This window comes from Trichocoleus sp. DQ-A3, assembly GCF_039961975.1.
In the GTDB taxonomy this organism is placed as follows: Bacteria; Cyanobacteriota; Cyanobacteriia; order Cyanobacteriales; family FACHB-T130; genus FACHB-T130.
Map to the genome: position 1 here is coordinate 22,233 of NZ_JAMPKC010000005.1, position 19,612 is coordinate 41,844.

17 protein-coding genes and 1 pseudogene are annotated in these 19,612 nt (G+C 46.9%); 6 read left to right on the forward strand and 12 right to left on the reverse strand.

Annotation, left to right across the window (positions count from 1 at the left end):
- Positions 1-260 precede the first annotated feature (260 nt).
- A complete protein-coding gene (locus NDI44_RS11030; protein ID WP_190414840.1) occupies positions 261-974 on the forward strand; it encodes a YdcF family protein in 714 nt (237 codons plus the stop codon).
- Positions 975-1,032: 58 nt separating this feature from the next.
- Here NDI44_RS11030 and recJ read toward each other — a convergent pair whose 3' ends face one another.
- Positions 1,033-3,408, reverse strand: coding sequence for a single-stranded-DNA-specific exonuclease RecJ (gene recJ, locus NDI44_RS11035; RefSeq protein WP_190414841.1), 2,376 nt, complete (start codon positions 3,406-3,408; stop codon positions 1,033-1,035).
- Positions 3,409-3,817: 409 nt separating this feature from the next.
- Between recJ and NDI44_RS11040 the strand changes: the two are divergent.
- Positions 3,818-4,304, forward strand: a pseudogene (locus NDI44_RS11040) (IS5 family transposase); the annotation flags it as partial.
- A 376-nt stretch (positions 4,305-4,680) separates the two neighbouring features.
- On the opposite strand, the gene NDI44_RS11045 reads toward NDI44_RS11040, so the two are convergent.
- The 3 genes from NDI44_RS11045 to NDI44_RS11055 form a co-directional block, all read right to left on the reverse strand.
- Positions 4,681-6,234: a LamG domain-containing protein gene (locus tag NDI44_RS11045; RefSeq protein WP_190414842.1), complete on the reverse strand. Its 1,554-nt coding sequence runs from the start codon at positions 6,232-6,234 to the stop codon at positions 4,681-4,683.
- A gap of 62 nt (positions 6,235-6,296) precedes the next feature.
- Positions 6,297-6,482, reverse strand: coding sequence for a cyanobactin biosynthesis system PatB/AcyB/McaB family protein (locus NDI44_RS11050; RefSeq protein ID WP_339380792.1), 186 nt, complete (start codon positions 6,480-6,482; stop codon positions 6,297-6,299).
- Between the two features lie 327 nt (positions 6,483-6,809).
- On the reverse strand, positions 6,810-7,001 hold the full coding sequence (locus NDI44_RS11055) for a hypothetical protein (RefSeq protein ID WP_190414843.1): 192 nt from the start codon (positions 6,999-7,001) through the stop codon (positions 6,810-6,812).
- Between the two features lie 34 nt (positions 7,002-7,035).
- Here NDI44_RS11055 and NDI44_RS11060 point away from each other — a divergent pair, with 34 nt between their 5' ends.
- Positions 7,036-7,167, forward strand: a complete 132-nt coding sequence (locus tag NDI44_RS11060; RefSeq protein ID WP_277877651.1) for a hypothetical protein — start codon at positions 7,036-7,038, stop codon at positions 7,165-7,167.
- A 442-nt stretch (positions 7,168-7,609) separates the two neighbouring features.
- Here the strand turns inward: NDI44_RS11060 and NDI44_RS11065 are convergent, their stop codons facing one another.
- The 3 genes from NDI44_RS11065 to larC all read right to left on the reverse strand — a co-directional run bounded on the left by NDI44_RS11065 (position 7,610) and on the right by larC (position 11,308).
- Positions 7,610-8,758: an alanine--glyoxylate aminotransferase family protein gene (locus NDI44_RS11065; RefSeq protein ID WP_190414844.1), complete on the reverse strand. Its 1,149-nt coding sequence runs from the start codon at positions 8,756-8,758 to the stop codon at positions 7,610-7,612.
- 238 nt (positions 8,759-8,996) lie between these two features.
- Complete coding sequence (gene blaOXA, locus NDI44_RS11070; protein ID WP_190414845.1) at positions 8,997-9,857, reverse strand: class D beta-lactamase; 861 nt, start codon at positions 9,855-9,857, stop codon at positions 8,997-8,999.
- 101 nt (positions 9,858-9,958) lie between these two features.
- Complete coding sequence (larC, locus tag NDI44_RS11075) at positions 9,959-11,308, reverse strand: nickel pincer cofactor biosynthesis protein LarC (protein ID WP_190414846.1); 1,350 nt, start codon at positions 11,306-11,308, stop codon at positions 9,959-9,961.
- A 70-nt stretch (positions 11,309-11,378) separates the two neighbouring features.
- Between larC and NDI44_RS11080 the strand changes: the two genes are divergently transcribed.
- Both NDI44_RS11080 and NDI44_RS11085 read left to right on the forward strand, forming a co-directional pair.
- Positions 11,379-12,032, forward strand: coding sequence for an L-threonylcarbamoyladenylate synthase (locus tag NDI44_RS11080; protein WP_190414847.1), 654 nt, complete (start codon positions 11,379-11,381; stop codon positions 12,030-12,032).
- A 480-nt stretch (positions 12,033-12,512) separates the two neighbouring features.
- Positions 12,513-13,709, forward strand: a complete 1,197-nt coding sequence (locus NDI44_RS11085; protein ID WP_190414848.1) for a HetZ-related protein — start codon at positions 12,513-12,515, stop codon at positions 13,707-13,709.
- A 68-nt stretch (positions 13,710-13,777) separates the two neighbouring features.
- Here NDI44_RS11085 and NDI44_RS11090 read toward each other — a convergent pair whose 3' ends face one another.
- The gene (locus tag NDI44_RS11090) at positions 13,778-14,506 is read right to left on the reverse strand and encodes an ATP-binding cassette domain-containing protein (RefSeq protein ID WP_190414849.1); all 729 of its coding nucleotides are present in this window, start codon (positions 14,504-14,506) and stop codon (positions 13,778-13,780) included.
- Between the two features lie 96 nt (positions 14,507-14,602).
- On the opposite strand from NDI44_RS11090, the gene NDI44_RS11095 reads away from it, so the two are divergent.
- Positions 14,603-15,310 (forward strand): PHP domain-containing protein, encoded by a 708-nt coding sequence (locus tag NDI44_RS11095; protein ID WP_190415027.1) that lies wholly within the window; start codon positions 14,603-14,605, stop codon positions 15,308-15,310.
- Positions 15,311-15,405: 95 nt separating this feature from the next.
- Here NDI44_RS11095 and NDI44_RS11100 read toward each other — a convergent pair whose 3' ends face one another.
- The 4 genes from NDI44_RS11100 to NDI44_RS11115 form a co-directional block, all read right to left on the reverse strand.
- On the reverse strand, positions 15,406-16,389 hold the full coding sequence (locus NDI44_RS11100) for an alpha/beta fold hydrolase (RefSeq protein WP_190414850.1): 984 nt from the start codon (positions 16,387-16,389) through the stop codon (positions 15,406-15,408).
- A gap of 130 nt (positions 16,390-16,519) precedes the next feature.
- A complete protein-coding gene (locus NDI44_RS11105) occupies positions 16,520-17,104 on the reverse strand; it encodes a low molecular weight protein arginine phosphatase (RefSeq protein WP_190414851.1) in 585 nt (194 codons plus the stop codon).
- Positions 17,105-17,695: 591 nt separating this feature from the next.
- Entirely contained in the window at positions 17,696-18,379 is a 684-nt protein-coding gene (locus NDI44_RS11110; protein WP_190414852.1) for a response regulator transcription factor, read from the reverse strand.
- Between the two features lie 514 nt (positions 18,380-18,893).
- Entirely contained in the window at positions 18,894-19,598 is a 705-nt protein-coding gene (locus NDI44_RS11115; protein ID WP_190414853.1) for a L,D-transpeptidase, read from the reverse strand.
- Positions 19,599-19,612: the final 14 nt, after the last annotated feature.

Genomic DNA, 19,612 nt, shown 5'->3' on the forward strand with positions numbered 1-19,612 from the left:
GTAGATACCGCGTGACGCCTGAAACGAACTATTTCTAAGATACTCAGGTTAATTAACCAGGCTGCATCAATTTTGTGCCAGTTCGCCCAGTGTCCTCCTTATTCGTCTCTGTAACAAGGATAACAGTCTAATTTAGCTAGACTCCCCTGCAAATTTTTGTCTACCTAAGTGTAATCGCCGCCAGAGTAAAAGAACAACAAAATCGCTTGGCTAGCTAAAGTAGTGTTAAGCATCGGCTAAATACCCTTCAAATTCTCAAAATGCCCGGAAAACGCAGAGGTAGTTCAACTGTGCGCGATCGCATCAACTTATCTAGGCGGGCTGGTTTCAGAAGATGGCGACAACTTCTAACACCAGGGATCGCTATCTTTAGCGTCATCTTGGGGACATGGTTATTAACCATTATGCTAACTTTGCGCTCTGCGGCGTCCGGTCCGGTAGATGCCTATTTGGTTTTAGGAGGTAGTATTCGTAGAGAAATATACGTAGCTCAGCTTGCAAAAGAATACCCGCAAAGCCGCATATTAATTTCTCAAGGTTCTCCCGAACCGTGCATTTTGCTAATTTTTCAACGGGAAAATGCTCCCATAGAGCGAGTTTGGTTAGAAAAGTGTGCAGACTCCACCTTTGGTAACTTCTACTATAGTGTGCCGATTCTACGCGAATGGGGAGTAAAAAAAGTCAAACTAATTACTTCCGGTACCCATCTACCACGAGCTAAGTGGCTAGCACAGATTCTCATGGGCGCTCAAGGCATTTGGGTAGAGCCAGAGATTGTTCCCGAACAAGGCATTCCTGGCAATCGAGAATCCTCTTTCAAGACAGGATTGGACTTATCTCGTAGTTTGTTGTGGGCAATGGTGAGTCAGGTTTATCAGCCTAAATGTTCAAAATTAATTCCCCTGAAGGATGTAGATATAAAAGATTGGCGTCAGCGGGGTTTTAAGTGCGAACACCAGGGGAATATTCAGTAGCGAGTCGCGATCGCATTCTCTTACCCAGCCATAACAGATGCGGTCGCCGACTCATTTTTTAATAAACCGCAGTTTGAGCAGCCATTGCTCGAATGGTAGACAAGGGAATTTCATAGAAGTACCTTTGGCGAAATTTTTCTTCTTGAACGGCTGCGATAAATTGTTCGATGGCTGTCTCTGCTTTCGGTAATTGTCCGTTCCCTAAATCAGAATGGGCGTTATCTTCCTGGGAATGCCAAGTAATTTGAACCATCCAGTCGAGTTGTTTAACATGGAAGCCAAGATGAGAGATGGCTTCTAATCCGAGTTGGAGAGTGCGATCGCTAATTCCCAGCTTTTGGTGCAGTTGAGTATACGTCGCCTCTTGACCCGTTCGACTGAGGTATTTGGCAATTCCTAACAGTTGCAGCCAGATTTGGCTGGGGGGAACGGGTTCTGGGGGAGGATACGCGATCGCGAGGGTTTGATTTGCCTGAATTGCCCGCCTGAACCACACTTGCAGCTCATCCCAGCTACTGGGGCACTCTCGAACTGGCAGAACTGATCGCGCAGCAGTAGCAAGTGGGGACTCCTCACGACAGTCTAAAATCCAGTCTATCTGGTTCGGAGTGCCTAACTGCTGCGGCTGTTCTAAAGAACGCACGGCAATTATCCGCACTTCATAGTGAGGTCTAATCCCTTTATTAGGATTTTCGTAGCTATTAAAATCAAGCTCGACAATTGCATCGCATCTACCTTGGGGTAGCTCTTCCTTATAATGTCCCCACCAGATTCCGGAAAACCCAGTTTCGCAAGAGTCATCTCGAATTTTAAAAGTAGTTTTGATATATTGAACTTTTGTGCCTTTTAAGTCCTGAGTATTACTATTCCAAGTATTCTCAAACCAGCAATTTTGAATGAGCAATTTTGGTGCTGGATTGCCCATTCCGCAGGGTTCTAATAGTTTCAGTTCCCAAAATAAATCTCTTCCTAATTCACTGACCGTACACACCAAATCTGCCTGCACAATCGGCGCTAAAGGTGTCCCATCTGGGGTGCCCACCGAAGCTCGCAATTGCTGGTTAACCGCTTCTGTAAACAGGGGAATCTTATCAACTGGGAGACTCAACCCAGCAGCAAAGGGATGACCGCCAAATCGATGTAAGAGGTGTTCTTGCGCTTTCACCAACTGGTAAAGATCGACTTGATTCACAGAACGGGCGGAACCGCGTGCTAAAGCGTTTTCACTCAAGTCGCCTTCTGTACTCAACAAAATCGTAGGACGCCCTGTTTCTTGCGCTACTTGCCCCGCCACTAAACCCAACACACCGACAGGCCATTGCGTATCGCAAAGAACAATCACGCTAGTCGTTGATAAGTCCAGCTGGCTTAATTTTTTATTAACTTCAGTGGCGACATCTTTTTGCAACGATTTACGACGGGCATTGGCTAATTCTGTTTCTAATGCCAACTGCTGACAGCGCTTCTCATCGCGGCTGGTAAGTAACTCCACACAGAAGGAAGCATCCCCTTGAATGCGGCTAACTGCGTTAATTCTAGGGCCAAGACCGAAAGAAATGTCCGTTGGGCGATCGCCACTTTTCTGGCACAATTCCAATAGACGAGCCACCCCAGGACGATTGCGTTTTTTGGTTTGCTGTTGTAGCACTGAAATTCCTCGCTGTGCCAAGTAGCGACAATCACCGCTTAACTGCACCAAATCGGCAATTAAACCAATTGCCACTAAATCCAATAAATCTTCTAACGGCTGTTGGGGAACATCCGGCAAAGTTTCATAAAGTGCTTCCACTAACTTATAGGCAACAGCCACACCTGAAAGGTGAAACATCGGATGGTCATTGGATAAGTAGCGAGGGTTGATGATAGCTGTCAACGCTGGACGTTCCTCTGGCAGGGTGTGGTGATCCGTGACAATTACATCAATCCCTAGCTGATGGGCATATTCAATTTCCTTCAGATTTGTGCTGCCAGTATCGCAAGTTACAATTAGCTTTGTTCCATCTTGGACAAGGGCGTCAATTCCCCGTTCATTGAGTCCATGAGACTCGGTTAAACGATTGGGAATGTAATAAACTAGCTGCTGCTGCTGGGTAAAAAACTGTCCCAGTCCATCCCAGAGAACCGATGTTGCGGTAATCCCATCAGCATCAAAATCTCCCCAAATGGAAACTTTTTCCCCCGCGTTACGGGATTTTATTAATCGTTCTACAGCCCATTGCATTTCCTGCCCAAATTCAAAGGGACTTGCCGGGTGATACAACTGAGAATTTAAAAACCCCGACAATTGCTGAATATCGCGAATCCCCCGTTGCCACAACAGCTGTGCGGCATAATGTCCGGGTAATCCTGGGGCGTGGCGTCTGACTTCGTCAATAAATGCCGCCGGTGGTTGAACAGTTGACTGGATTTGCCATTGAAGTTGCTGCTGTGACATTTTTCTCTTTTATCCTTCTTTCTGGCATCCTATCTCACAATAATTGCCCAGAGGCTAGCGAAGAGATCGGCGTGCTATATGTTGCAAACAAAAAACAAAATAGGATTACAGATGTGTTGATAAAGGGATATGAATCTGGCATCAGCATTTAGCTGAAAATTCATACAACTACAACACTTTCTACTTTCTAATAATAATAGGAGTTACGCAGAGATCCCCCTTGCATCCCCCGATAAATTGGAGGCAATAGACGGAGCTGTTGTAGATATAAAGTGAAATGGGATAAAAATGCCGCCACAGCCTGATTAGACGCTGGGTACTAAAAGGATGTTTTAAAAGGGGAGGCTGCGGTAAGAAAGCTCACAAGGCTTAAGCTGAAATATTGTAGATACCTGCACCTTGTGAGCAAATGACTAAAGCATATCCTAGTAATCTGACGTGTGTTCAGTGGGAATTAATTGCAGACCTATTTCCGTCAGTAAAACCAGGTGGATGGAAGCGCAGTGTAGCTTTGTTGGCGGTGGTCAATGCAATTCTCTATGTACTGTGTCAGGGTTGTACCTGGCGAGCTTTACCAGGTGATTTTCCAGCTTGGTCAACCGTCTATGGTTATTTCTGGAGATGGAGCCAAGATGGTACTTGGTTGAAGATTCACGATCAACTTTATCAGTGGGTTCGGGCCGCCGCCGGAAGGGAACCTAGTCCATCAGAAGTTGCTGCTCGTGTGCCAATCAGTAGAAACAGCAACAATGATTTCAATAGATGTGGGTTATGACGCTCTTAAACAGATACACGGGCGTAAACGACATCTGACGGTAGATTTGTTAGGGTTGGTTTTGCGCGTCTTAGTCACATCTGGTAGTGTTCCGGAGCGTCAAGGAGCTAAAAAAGTCCTTAGAGGATGTTTTATAAAGTCTCCTTGACCGACTTTGACTAGCTCAACTACTGAGGGTTTACTACGGTAGATTGAGCATTTGAGGCTACTTAATCTCCTACTAAGGTAGCTTTCAGAACTTAAGTTGACCCTTTTAAAACATCCTCTCAGTGGCAGTAACCAGTAACTACTACATTAACGATGTGGACAAACTATACAAATAGGCGTGAGAGCAAAACCTCTTTGGGCATCAACTGAGTAATTTTATCTTTGACGCTTCAGATGAAAACTTGTCCCCAATGCAGTTCTACTCTCTGCCATTGTGTTGCGTTTGAGTTTGGGTCGAAAACAATCGCCCGGTAGCCTATCTCAAGCCGACAGCATTATTAATTTGAAATTCATCGCGCTGCCTTCTGGAAAAATATTGATAAAAAGAGTGCAAACAATCCCAGCACAATCCCAATCCAAATCAACGAATTAACTATTTTTTGGATTGGTGTTTCAAGTGAAGAGGCTTCTTCAGGTTGACTGGGTGTAGCATCAACCAGCGACAGAGTGGAGTCCCAAATAGGATTTCCGTGAATGGTGCCATGATTAGCATTGCTAGTTTTGTCATGGGCGATCGCACCCTCTCCTTCGTTCAACGGCCAATAGCTCACCAACCCTGCTTCATCTCCCCTCAGACGACGTGGCATACTCTCTTGAATCTCTGCCTGGGATAGCACTTTGTTCCAAACACGGGCTGCCGTGATTTGACCTTTAAAGAAGGAGCCAGAAAAATGAGACCCAATTGTGAGGGTGCGGTCTGAGGGAGTAAACGGTGGTACATTACTGGCTTGGCTGATGAGATGACCATCTCGATACAAACACATGATTTGTGTTTGGTTATCATAGGTAACAGCCGCATGAATCCAAGTATTAGCTGGGCTGGCGCTAGAATCTTTCACAAGCCACCACTTCTTGTTATGTCCAGATGCCAGACATCCGCCATTGGGCATAAATAAGGCATGGTCATGCCCAGAAAGGATGTTGTTGTACTGCGCCAGTGGTTCAGAGAGCTTCACCCAGGCTTCCTTGGTATAAGAGCTATTGACAATCCCTTCAGGACAGGTGATGAAATCATCTTGACCATCAAAGGTCAGCACATATTCAATAACAGGCTCAAGCAGGATTTTCTGATCTTTGGTGGGTGAAGTGGATGCTTCTTCGTCTTCAGATGGGCTGGGTGTAGCATCAACCAACGACAGAGTGGAGCCCCAAATATGATTTCCGTGAATGGTGCCATGATTAGCATTGCTAGTTTTGTCATGGGCGATCGCACCCTCTCCTTCGTTCAACGGCCAATAGCTCACCAACCCTGCTTCATCTCCCCTCAGACGATGTGGCATACTCTCTTGAATCTCTGCCTGGGTGCGCTCGCGGCTCCATAACTGCACCTCTGCCAGTCTACCTGGATAGAATAATTGCGAACCACCCAAGGAGCGACCCAGTCCCGCCTTAGCTGCTGGGGGGATAGGCATCGTTCTATTTGTTGCCTGATGCCACAATTTTCCATTGAGATAAATTTTCATCGCCCCGGTAGTCGCGTTTTTGGTAAACGCCCAATGTGTCCATTTGCCCTTGCAATCAGCCGCGTCAATATGCTTCGCCAACCGATCAAAATTGTTAACATGGGGATCGTTATTGCCACAATCAAAGTAAACCGCACTGTTACTCCAGGGTAAATGGACATTCAGTATTCGTTGATTGTTCGCACACCATACCTCGATTACTGAATTCCCTTGCGGTAGTGCTTCTCCGCCATAAGCCCAAAAACTACAAGTGATTTCCTTGCCCCAGGGAATACTTGCTGGAGGCAATTCCACCCAATCATCTTGACCATCAAAGGTCAGTACATATTCAATAACAGGCTTAAGGGGTGCTTCCTGGTTTTGTTTGGATGACTTAGCCATAGCTGTAACCGTTTTAATTGAGTTTTTTATGGTGAATAGAAGCGAAAACTGAAGCAATTGAACTACACAAATGCACCCCCGCCAAAGGCGTGAAAGCATCCACAGCCAGACGTTTTAAGTTGGTTATAGGTGCGATACTCAAACGCTGCTGGATCGTTGTAGTTTGCGCCATGCTGCAATTTCATCCGCACGTTTACCAACTCCTCTACGAAGCCGTGAACTACATCAACGGCTTCGTGCGTCTGAATTCAATCGGGACCTTTGACGGGAGGAGATTGTTTGGGGAGTTTCATAGTTTGGTTCCTTTGGGTGAATTGAGGCGTGGGCAACAACTTGGACGACTTCGCCCGCAAGTATCGAGGATTTTGCAAGCGCTACAACCCGAAAAGTAAGCCAGCTAGAAAGTGCGGTTGGGGGAATACGGTTTCCTAGATTTTTGCCTGGTCATAAGTTATAGAAATAGATAAATTTAGGTTAATCAAGAAATTGTAACGTTTCTTCGTATCAATGAATACTTATTGGTAATAGCTGAATATCAGTGTAGTTGCATGTTACAACAGCATCCAAAAGTAAGATTAATTGATGATGTACGCCACAGCATTGACGGCTTGCGCCATCGTATAAGCTAAATCGAGTTGGGGCAGATTGAGGCGAGCGTCGTGAAACATGGGCATACTTAACCCTTTGCATTTAGGAGCAATCCCCATGACTGGACTACCCGGCTGATCAAAAATGACGCTGGCGACATGAGTGCCGTGAAGAAACATCCCGCCATTTGGTCAAACCAACTCTGCTATTTTCTTGAGCCGTTCTCGCGATGGTTTGGCTCAAGAGATTGACAATTGGGCGGTAGGCGAATGCGAATACGGTCAATTGGTAGCAACTAGCCACGAAATGCTAATTGTCGTCATTCAGTTTTTGATTATTTGCTAACAATTAGTGAGCCAACAAAATTATTCGTCTCAAATGGATTGCGAAGCTGTCTGCCAGCTAAACTTGCTACTCTAGCGTTTGTTCGACGACGTTTGCGTGTTTTTTTCATTTGGGTGACTCCTATTTCTTTCTAGCCTGCAATGCTTCCAGAGTTCCCAAAGCTTCCTTGTCAATTTGATGATTTTGAAAGATTGCTTCCTAAGAGGATGTTTTAAAAGGGTCAACTTAAGTTCTGAAAGCTACCTTAGTAGGAGATTAAGTAGCCTCAAATGCTCAATCTACCGTAGTAAACCCTCAGTAGTTGAGCTAGTCAAAGTCGGTCAAGGAGACTTTTAAAACATCCTCTAAGTGCATAATCACGACAGACAGAACTGGGACAAAAGGCGATCGCGCGATCGCCTTTTTGGAGGGTGCGTTTCTCTTAGCACCCTAAATTCGCAATCTAATGAGGTAAAACCTGTTTCAATGCGTCCAGGAGGCGATCCACAGTCTCTGGACGACTGTTGAATCCCATAAGACCCACACGCCAGACTTTACCTGCGAGTTCGCCTAGTCCGCCCCCAATTTCGATATTGTGTTCGTTGAGCAGCTGACGCGCGATCGCTTTGCCATCCACACCCTCTGGAATACAAACAGTTGTAAGCGTTGGCAGGCGAAACTCTCGTTTAACGTGCAGATCGAGTCCTAAGTTTTCTAACCCTTCCCAGAGATACTCGACGTTCTTTTGATGGCGCGTCCAGCTATTTTCGATTCCTTCTTCTGCAATCAAACGCAACGCTTCCCGCAGAGCATAGTACAAGTTAATCGGGGCAGTGTGGTGATAGGTGCGTTCCTTGCCCCAATACTTACTCAACAACGTCATATCTAAATACCAGTTAGCTACCTTAGTACCCCGTTGTTGCAACTTCTCTACTGCACGGGAACCCATCGTAAACGGCGAAGCACCGGGAGGACAACCTAACCCTTTCTGGCTACAACTATAAGCTAAGTCAACCTTCCACTCATCCAGAAACAAGGGCACGCCCCCCAGACTGGTAACACTATCCACTAATAGCAGACAATCAAATTCACGACAGAGGTCACCGACTCCTTCTAACGGTTGGCGTGCCCCCGTGGAGGTCTCGGCATGGACTAAAGCCAGAATCGCAGGGCGATGAGTTTCTAAGGCGGTTCGGAGTTCGTCTATAGGGAACACTTGCCCCCAAGGTTTGGTAATCGTTCGCACATCCGCACCATATCGTCCTGCCATATCCACGAGGCGGTTGCCAAAGTACCCGCTAACGCCCACTAGAACCACATCACCGGGTTCGGTAACGTTGGCAATGGTTGCTTCCATTGCTGCCGTTCCCGTCCCGCTGACTGCAATGGTGAGGGGGTTTTCTGTCTGCCAAACATAGCGCAGCAACATCTGGATTTCGTCCATCAGTGCCAGAAATGCTGGATCGAGGTGCCCCACGGGAGGGGTATTCATCGCCTGAAGGACAGCGGGATGGGCATTGGATGGACCTGGACCCAGCAGCAAACGAGTCGGGATTTCTAGAGGGGCGAGTTGCAGCCGAGTTGTGTTGTTAATTGAGGAGGTTAGGGTCATGATTGGTTCTAGGCTCGATCAAGCGAGGACTATTTTAGAGTCTAAAGGTTAGCTGAGTGCAAGTAACGCTACTGATATAGCAGTCTTAAATAATTCGTGAAGGCGAGATCCCGAACTTCTTTAAGAAGTCCGGGATCTGAAGGGCTGCCTCACAGCTCAAATAGAATTGCGATAAATCATCTAAGAGACTATTTTTGAAGAAAATCTGAAAGCAGAAACTTAAGGACTTGCTAGTGTTTTAAAGTAGTCCTAAGGCTTTAAGACTGCGCCGGGTAATTTCAATGCGATTGACGCCATCATTATCATTTCGCATATCCATATTTGTGGCAAAGAAATAAACATTTTTGTTCTGTTCCAGATATCCCACAAACCAGCCATTCTCAGGAGTCGTACTGTCCGTCCAGCCAGTCTTTCCGCGCAGCACATAGTCTGGAGTTTGTTCGCGTACCATAATATCTTTGACCAAATCTAAGCTGCGTTGGGAAAAGGGTAAGTCGTTGCGATAGAGACGTTGCAGAAACTCAATCTCTTGTTTGGGCGTAATTTTTAAAGGGCCGCTTAACCAAAATCGATCGATTTGCTCAGATGTCCCAATTTGACGGTTTCCATAGCCGACTTGATTGATAAATTTCTGCATCCGTTCGTGCCCAATTTTCCGAGCCAAAACTTGGTAGAACCAAACCGTTGAGTCTTTAAAACCTTGGCGCAAGTTGGTGTCTCGGTTCCAAGCTGTGATGTTCCGTTGAATGCCGTCCCAGGTTAAAACAGTCACCTCATCTCGAATCACCCCTGTTTCCAATGCCACAAGCGCGTTGAAAATCTTGAAGGTTGAAGCGGGGAAGAATGCCGTTGAGTTTCGAGGCGCGTTATGTTCGTAGAATTGGTTTTTATTTTGGTCATAAACCACAATTGACCCTTCAATGCCCAGTTCTCGGAAAGAACGCCCTAGGTCTATCCCTTGAGTTGTAGTGATTTCCGAAGTTGGTTGAGGTGGCTGAGAGTTCGCAGCAGTGCCGAGGAAACCGCTAATGGTCAATAGCGCCACGAGGCTAGCAATGGCGATCGCGATCGCTAAAGGCACTTGCTTAATTCGATACATCAGGATTTTCCTTACGTGATTTTCAAACCAGTCCTAATACAGGAATGGGTTTGGCAATTCCTGAAATCTAGTTAGGTATCTGGGTCTTGCTGGCAGCAAATTCAAGTATTGCGACTGTTCTGGAGATACCAGGTATTGAGCGCCAGTTGATGCACCTCGCGCCAGGGAAGGTTATTTGCCTTCGCTAATTCGGCACAATCTTCGTATTCTGGCTGCACATTCGCGATCGCTTTCAGGTCAGGATGCCCTGTCCAGGCAACCTTGACGCGAACGAAGCCATATTCTGTCTGAACCTGTTGAATTTCTCGCTGCAAAATTGAGCGTTGCTGTGTCTGACGCCGGATGCCGAGTGTCGTCGTTTCTCGGAATAAGATCGCTTCGCAAGCGGATATTTGTTCGGGATGGCAAATAACCGTCAGCAAAATGCCAGGACGAGACTTTTTCATCCCAATCGGTTGCGTGAAGACATCCACCGCACCGGCGTTAAACAGTGCCTCAAACACATAGCCGATGGCTTGGGGACTCAAGTCATCGATTTGGGTTTCCAGCACCGAAATTATTTCTAAACAGGGGCTTTCGGAAGGCTGAATGAATCCCGACTCTTGTTGAGAGGCAAATCGCGTCTCTACACCCTCGCCAATCCAGAGGCGTAGAATATTGGGAATCGGTAACTGACGGGAACCGGCACCATTTCCAACCCGCTGGATCGTCATGGGGGGTGGAGATCCAAAGCCGGTGGCAAGCGTACACGCGATCGCTGCTCCAGTCGGTGTCACCAGTTCCCGATCGATCCCATTACTATAAACTGGCACCTGGCGAGATTCCCACAACTTTAATACAGCCGGTACCGGCACCGCTAGCTGACCGTGAGCTGCTCTAACCATCCCGCCACCAGTGGGGAGTGCCGAACAGTATAGTTCGTCAATCCCCAACCAATCCAAGCCCAGACAAGTGCCGACAATATCTACAATGGCATCAGTCGCCCCGACTTCATGAAAATGAACTTCTTCTGGGGGAATGCCGTGAACCGCTCCTTCCGCGTCTGCCAGCCGTTGAAACACTGCCAAACTAGACGCTTGTACTCGTAACGGAAACTCTGCGGCTGCAATCAACTGGACAATTTCTGGTAGATGCCGCGTCGGGGAATGAAAATGAACCCGATCGCGATCGCCATCGTAATGCTGATGCTGATGCCCACCATTTTGCCGGTGATGTTCGTGGTGGTGATTTGAATCGGTGCGATCGCGATCGCTCAAATCTACGTGAAATTTAGTAGCTTGCTGACCGTTCCGGTGAACGTGTTCGGCTCGTAACTGGTATTCTTGGGAAATTCCCAGCCTCTTGAGCTTTTCTATCAAATAATCTAGGGGAACTCCCGCATCTACAAGTGCCCCCAGGCACATATCACCGGCAATTCCTGTTGGACATTCTAGATACGCTAGCTTGTTCATAAGGAGTAATCAGGAGTCAGGAAAAATTCTGGATTCTGAATTCTGTAGTCTCAGTTCTGGATTCTGCATTATGGCGACAATCTACAATATCCATCCTGATACACCGCAAACTCGTGGAATAGAACAAATAGTAGGTGCCCTAAGAGCAGGCGCTGTGATGCTATATCCCACTGATACTGTCTACGCGATTGGCTGTGACCTAAATGTCAAGTCAGCGGTGGAGCGTGTGAGGCTCCTTAAGCAGCTATCTAATGATAAGCCCCTGACGTTCCTGTGTCCGTCTCTGTCCAACATTGCCCAATATGCCATCGTCAGTGATGTCGCTTATCGGATTATGAGGAATTTAATTCCTGGGACTTACACGTTTCTGCTACCCGCCACCAAATTAGTGCCGAAACTGGTGATGAGTCCTAAGCGCAAAACGACGGGTATTCGGGTTCCGGAGCATACAGTGTGCCAGTCGCTGTTGCAGGCATTAGGCAATCCGATTATTTCCACCTCAGCTCACCTCGTGGATGAGAATGGCAACGCCCCAACCCTAGGGTTGGAGAAGGCAAAATTGTTTGACCAGCTAGACAAGCTAGTCGATCTGATTGTGGACATTGGCTCGGAACCAGGAGATGGGGTTTCCACAATTTTAGATTTGACAGATGAGGAACCTGTCATCGTCCGGCGCGGTCTGGGATGGGAGGCTGCAACGGCTTGGGCGACATCGGTCAGTTGATTTTAGATGAAAGATTAAAGATTAAAGATTGAGTTAAAGCTTTTACATCCAAAATCCCCAATCGCTAATCTAAAATCCCTTTGCGAACTAAAGACAATTAACTACAGCCTCGGCACTAGGGAATTCGGACGATAACCCTACCAGCAATCCACTTCCTGGATTGTCCACTCAACACCAGCTCCTACCGCTTTGCGACAACACTTGTGCGTCGATAGTTTGAGGGGCGCAAGCCCAGATACAGCAAGGGTTAGTGCTTCTTTTAGGTCAGATGGAATGGGGAGAGAGCGTAGAGATGACCCATAGTGAGCTGAGAGTAGTAACACACCCGCTGTCCGGTGTCTAACAATCAGCCCCTACAGTCTATATATAGAGAGTTGAGACGGTCAATCGCAGGCGCTGCCTGAAGGGAGACAAAACTTTTGAACCGTTCTCAGTGGCTCTTGTTGACTTTGAATACTGTCGCTACCAGGGGCTTTCACCATGACAACTATTAATTCTCTCAGCCAATCTTCTGAAAATCTATGCCACTCGACCGAGCAACTGTTGGGAATCGACGTGGAAACGATGACCGGCCTGTTGTTAGAGGAATTGCGGACTGAAATCAAAACGACGTCATTGCACGTTCAGGCGATCGCTAACCGGATCGCTCTAGAGGTGCAGCGGATTTGCAGCAAGAGTCCGCGCATCCAGACTTCTGGTGAGGTTCGCTCTTGGCAGTTAAATCTGGGACGGCATCGGTTGCAAAAGTGTCTGTCATACTACCGGCTGGGTTCTAAGCGGGGTCGGGTTGAACTGCACAGCAACCTCAGCGCGATGGTTTATCGCTATGTGGTGTCGCCCAACTCTCAGTTAGGTTTTCAAGCCCGCTACAACCTGATTGAGGACTTCTTGCAAGAGTTCTACGCCGAGTCAATCAAAGCTTTCCGGCGGGAAAACGAGCTGACAATAGACTACACTCCCCGCACTCAACTGGAACTGGCGGAGTATATGGCATTCAGCGAACAGTATGCCAAGCGTCGCATCAATTTACCGAATGGCACCAGCCAGCAGCTAATTGTGTTGAGGGCACAGGGGTTTGCTCGCCGCCAGCCTGCTGAGACGAGCATGGATATTGAGAAGGCGATTGAGTTTCCCAGAGGTGAAGATGCGGACACGCAAAGTCGGTCAGCGGCGATGCACCAGCTGCGATCGCAATTGGTTGCCGATACGATTGACCCGGCGGAAGCGGTATTGCGCGATCGCGTCGTTGCCGAACTGATGGAATACCTGCAAGCCCAAGGTCAAGAGGACTGTGTCAATTACCTGGTTTTAAAGCTGCAAGACCTCTCCGCACCAGAGATTGACGAAATCCTTGGTTTAACCGCACGTCAGCGCGATTACTTACAACAGCGCTTTAAGTACCATGTGGAAAAATTCTCTCGTCAAAATAACTGGAAACTGGTACATCAATGGTTGGGAGCCGATCTCGACCAAAAGCTGGGACTTTCTTCTCAGCAGTGGGAAGCGTTTTGGAATCAACTTTCTGACGAACAGCAGCAGCTATTGCAGTTAAAACAAACTCAAGTCAGCGAGCGGGAGATTGCTCAAACACTCGGATGCACGCCCAAACAGTTGCAAAAGCGCTGGACTCAAGTGCTGGAAATGGCTTGGAAAATCCGCAACCAAGGAGATTTATGACTAATGAGTTTCGAGTGTTGAGTTAAGAAAATTCTTTTAATTCAACACTCATCACTCATCACTTTTCTCTACCCCCACTGAAATTTCCCCGGAATGGAATAGGAACGGGAATCGAGCAAATGCTCCGCCTGACCCACTGCAACAACTTGTCCTGCTGCCAAGATTACTAAACGATCGGCGAGTTCCAGGGCATCGGCTCGTGAATGAGTCACCAGGACAACCGGCAAGTTAAATTGACGTTGAATGGTTTTCAACTCGGTACGAAGAGTAGCTCTCAAATCATCATCGAGGGCGCTGAAAGGTTCATCAAGAAGCAGAATTTTAGGGTAGGGAGCTAAAGCACGGGCGATCGCTACTCGTTGAGCTTGCCCGCCAGAAATCTTCTGCACGGGTTGATGTACCAAATCCTCAAGTTCTAACAAATTTACCAATTCGCGAACGCGCTGCTGCCGCCGGTGCCGTTGCCAGCGGTTGAGAGCAAAGCCAATATTTTCCGCTACGTTCAAATGCCCAAATAAGGCGCAGTTTTGGAAGACATAACCGACATTTCGCCGGTGCGCTGGCAAGTTCAAACGCTCTTTAGTATCCAGGAAGATTGTTCCCGCCACTTCAATCCGGCCCCAGTCCGGACGCAACAACCCTGCGATCGCTTGTAATGTCGAACTCTTGCCACAGCCAGACGGTCCAAATAGAACGGTTAAGCCGCTAGAAACTTCAAACTGAATATTTAAATGAAACTGCCCGCCAATGGTCGCCGACTTAGGCAGAAAATTTTTGCCAAAGGCGACTTTCAGCATGGAATACACATCGAATGTCCCAACGCAATTCCTCTTTAGTTTTGTTAGGGTATATGTTAACAATTGTCAACGAACGCGCACAGCTACTCGGCGGTTATGGCGATCAATCTTGCTCAATCTTCTGCTTCACCCCAGCCACCAGCCCAGAATACAACAGCACTCAGGCAAGTCTTTGAGACGATTCAGGCTGATAGTTGTCCGCACTCTTATAACTTTCATATGCACACCGTCTACTCGGATGGTCGTTTGTCACCGAGTGCGTTGATGGAACAGGCGATCGCGATAGGTCTTAAAGGGCTGGCGATCACCGATCACCATACGATTGGCGGTTTCAAAGAGGCTCAATACTGGCTGCAAAACACCTACACGAATCCTGATTCCGCCCACTTACCCCACTTGTGGATCGGCACCGAAATCACCTCTAGCCTGCTGAACACAGAAGTCCACATCCTTTGCTATGCTTTCGATCCAGAACACTCTGCGATGAAGCAATATCTGAAAGGCTCTGCACCCAAGGGAAGCGATGCTGACGCTGCCAATGTGATTGCCGCCGTCCATCAGTCGGGTGGTTTTGCCGTGTTGGCTCATCCAGCCCGCTACCGCCTTCCTGCTGCCAAACTTATCCCTGCTGCCGCTGAGGCAGGCATTGACGGCGTTGAAACCTACTACGCCTACAACAACCCTAGCCCTTGGCAATCCAGTCCGAGGGAAACGAAAGAGGTGGAACAGCTCGCTGCCACCTATCGTTTGTTTAGCACCTGCGGCACCGATACCCACGGCTTAAATTTGCTCCAACGCCTGTAATTAGAACACCTCGCTCCCAATCCCTCTAGACAAACTCTAGAAGGGAACTGGAGCCACTTGCAAAGCGCACTCCGGCGGATTTGATCTGGCTTTTTTTAATCCAGGGCTAGCAAGGACATGACGGTAGACAGATCGGGAGAAACCCGCTGACTCAGATTTAGTTCATTCACGACTCTCTGGAAGGAGCCGCCCTGCTGCAAGCGATCGCGCATCTCCTCCACTTCACCCCAGGTTAAATCGCTCTCGACATAGGCTTTAGCTACTGCGATTACTAAGTCTGAGTATTCATTGCCCTCTGTTTTGGTCATCATATTGTGCTGAATATTCAGAGTTTGGTCAAAACGGTGATACCAGCACTTGGGTTGTTGGGGGAGTAAGGTTTTAAACAGAGCTTTATGTTCTTCGTCGCCAACTGCGCGATCGCTTTCACTCGACACAATCAACATGGGCGCAGCGTAAGTCGTTTCTGCCCGCTCAAAGATATCTTTTCCCATGTCTAAAAACAGTCGCAAGGATGGCATCAGAAAGCCGTCATAGCCAAAATGTGCGACTCCTGGTGCAGTTTTCCACTCAAAGTAAATATTAAATACCCGCACAAACAAATCGACTACTTTATGGCTACCACTCAAATAAGGGGCAAACAGCAAAGCCCGATAAATTTGTACGGCGCGTTCTAGGGATAGCCAAGCTGCTAAAGTGCTACCACCAGAAAGCCCTCCCACCACCACTTTTCTTCCCAAAGCTTGAGCTTGTTGTAGCCAGTAAATCCCAAACTGTTGATAAACTTCTTGTTCTTCGGGAAGCGGAGGAGGGTTATTGGCATCCCAATTGCCTGCAATCCCATGCCCGGGTAGCAAAGGAATCAAGACGTTGTAGCCTGCTTTAAAGAAAGCTTCTCCTATCGGCACAAACTGTTCTGGAGTAGCAGTAAACCCATGAAAGAACAGACACACTTTGTCCGTAGGATTAGAGTAAAGAAAAAACCGAGAGCCGCGGGTTTCATCCATCAGCGGTAGCGCATCTTCACGGGCTTTCGTCTCTCGCACCAATGCTGCGGTAAAGGTGGAATAGTTAAACATTGTTATCTAAATCGTTTTTGCATGGGAAGCCCGAATTCAATGCGGCGCAGCACATCTATATCTATTTAGATTAACAGCCACCAGAACGCAGTGAATCCTTCATAAGGATATTCAAAAATGAAGTCATGTCTCAAGTGCGCGTTTTCTGAGTTAACCGAGTCAGTCCAATCAGCCACCTGAACAGGGGTAGGGTGCGGGGTAAGGGTTGAGGCGTGGGGAATGCAAAAGAACCAAAGCTGCTTTCAGATGAGATGCGGACTAACTTCTGCTGTAAAAGATTGAGTGCCAAGTCGATTTCCTGGGCACAATGGCGATATCTGGATAAAGATTTGCCAACGGGATCGCTAATATCTAAGGAATTTTGTTCTCCTACAAATTCTTTGAGCGTGAAAGTCTTGTTGAGCGCCTCCGGATAGATCGCGATCGCAATATATTTATGAAACTTTGTCATCGTCAGCACTAAATCTGCCCATTCGACGAGTTCTGGCTTTAACCCTTGCGGTTCGCAGTCATATTGAATTCCGTACTCTGCCAATACCGTTAGAGTATGGGGCGAAACGGGTATCCCCTTAAATTTATAAAGTCCAGCTGAACGCACCTCAGTTTGGGCTAAGATTTCCTGCCTTTGCCTCAGTTCCCGAATCTTTTTCTGAAATAGCGCTTGTGCCATCGGGCTGCGACAGGTGTTGCCAGTACAAACAAATAGAACTCGCATACCAGAAGTGAGTGAAGCAATGATTTATTTTGCTACGCTACGACCGATGGTGAACCCTTTCACCTTTTAAAATCCATTCGGCTGATTTTTACAAACGAATGGGTGGCACCCGCAGCTACAACTTTTGATTTAACAAATACCCACGTATTTAATCACTTTCCGCTTCCATCTAAAGGAATATCATGTCACTTTTAGCCAAACAAAAGCCGCTCATTGCGGAGCGGCTTTTGTTTAGGTAAAATTAGCAAAAATTAGCTATTTTTAAAGTTAGATTCCACTTTGAATAACCATCAGGACGGTAACACTGACGCTCATCAATACTAAAAGAATTGCTAGAGAAACTGATTGACCCAGATGTGGCGCTTGTGAAACTTTCATGTGGTTTTCTTTTAATTTCTGAATTGTATTAAATGAAGAATACCAGCAACCTTAAGGGATCAATGAGAAAAGCACAAGTTTCTTTAATAAACGCAACAGTTCTTAAGAATCGCCAGTGCGATCGCTCTTAAAGACAAGCACAGATATAGATAAAAAAACACGTAAGGGAAAGGGCTAAGCCCGTTCCCCTAAACGTTTTGAGAGCGAGGACAGTTATCGAGTCAAACCGTGTTCAAGGGCATAGCGCACTAACTCGGTGCGGCTATTCGTCCCTGTCTTGCTAAACAAGCGGCTAACATACTTCTCAACGTTGCGGACACTGGTTTCCAAGCGTCGGGCAATTTCTTTATTCATCAATCCTTCCGCAACCAAGTCTAAAACACTCTGCTCTCGTGGCGTTAAGTCTATGCGGATATGGGAAGGCGACTGGGGGATTCGATTTGTATCTTCTAACATCCCCCGGATGGCAGCAATCTGTTGCTTGATGTCCTCAATATCGTTACCGCCGGTGGTGCTAGTTGGAGTGGTGCGACGTTCCAGTAAGTTTTTGACAATTGCCTCCAATTCCTCTGGATCAAAGGGCTTCGGGAGATACGCATCGCACCCCGCTTGATAGCCTTGGATGCGATCGCTTGTCATGCCTCTAGCCGTTAAAAATACTACAGGTAAATTTTTGAAGCGAGGATCTTCCCGCAGCTGCTTGAGAAATTGATACCCATCCACCTTGGGCATCATCACATCTGAAATCACTAAATCCGGCTGGTTCTTCTGCAACATCTGCCATGCGTCACCAGCATTACTGGCAACCTGAACGGTAAAACCACTGTCTTGCAGATATTCTTTGACTGCTTCGCGCAGTCCGGGTTCGTCGTCTACCAGTAACAATTTTCCTGTCATTTATCTTTCCTTGCCGCTACGTTTTTTTAATATAGGACTTACGCAGAGATCCCCCTTGTATCTCCCGATAAATTGGGGGAACCGGAAAAGTCCCCCAATTTATCGGGGGGTTATGTCGGTTCTAGGTTTCAAGCTTTCAGTGCGTAAGTCCTGTAACAGTATTTTCTTAACAGCTGTGTTCCTTTGCTGCTGTTTTTTTTAATGTAACGAACTTTTTGAACCTCTATTTGTTCGGACTTCTGGACTATCCAAATGCAACCATCAATAATATAATTAAATGCCCTAAAATTGTCTATTTTTGTTTGACAGATGTGCTTTCCCTTACCTACTCGGTTAGTAGGAGGGAAAAGGATCGTCGCTGGATTTGCGAAGCCTAGAATTTCCAAATGCGTTAGCGATGGGGGTTTGATTTTCCTTCAGGTGGACGGATGGAGGGAGTGCGATCGCTACCGACTCAGTCTGTTTAGTAAAACAAGCGATCGCAGACCTTAATTAAAAATTAAAACTTGGCATTTTATTGAATAATTTCGACTTCCGTTCCCTTTTTCACAACTTGATATAACTCTTCAACATCTCGATTTTTCAGAGAAATACAGCCTAATGTCCAATTTGAGCGCTTTTCTATCAAAAAATCCTGCTCATCAGGGACGCCGTGAATTCCTACCTGCCCCCCGATTGAATCAAGCCAATTTATTTTCCCGTTTCCCTTGGCTTTGATATGTTTTCTCCAAGAATCTTTAGTTGGGTAATCCAGCCAGAGAAACTTTGACCACGTAGGATGAGTATAGAGGTCTTTTATCTTGAATATGCCTTCTGGCGTGCTGCCGTCCCCTTCTTTGAGCTTATCATCCACTGAGTTGAAGCCCAAAACCACTGGATAAGACTTCAGGGGCTTTTTATCGTAATAAACTGTCAGCCTGTACCTGGATTTCTCAATGAGTATAGAGACTTTATTCTTGTCTATTTCTGGAGAATCTACTAGCTGTGTAAGCTGATGCGTATAGTTTAAAAGACCATTTCCTAGAACTTTAGGATGTAAATGATTTGAAAAAAGATTATCGGAACAATTATTCCAGCAAAAGACGTGCAGAAGATAGGGCAGCGGTACAGCATAACCCAGACGCATGAGTTGGATGTATAGGCAAAAAATTCCGGATAGGAGAACAGAAAAAATTAAAAACTGCCTTCTTCTATTCCCCTGTTTTTTGCTGCTGCCCATTGTGGATGTAGTTG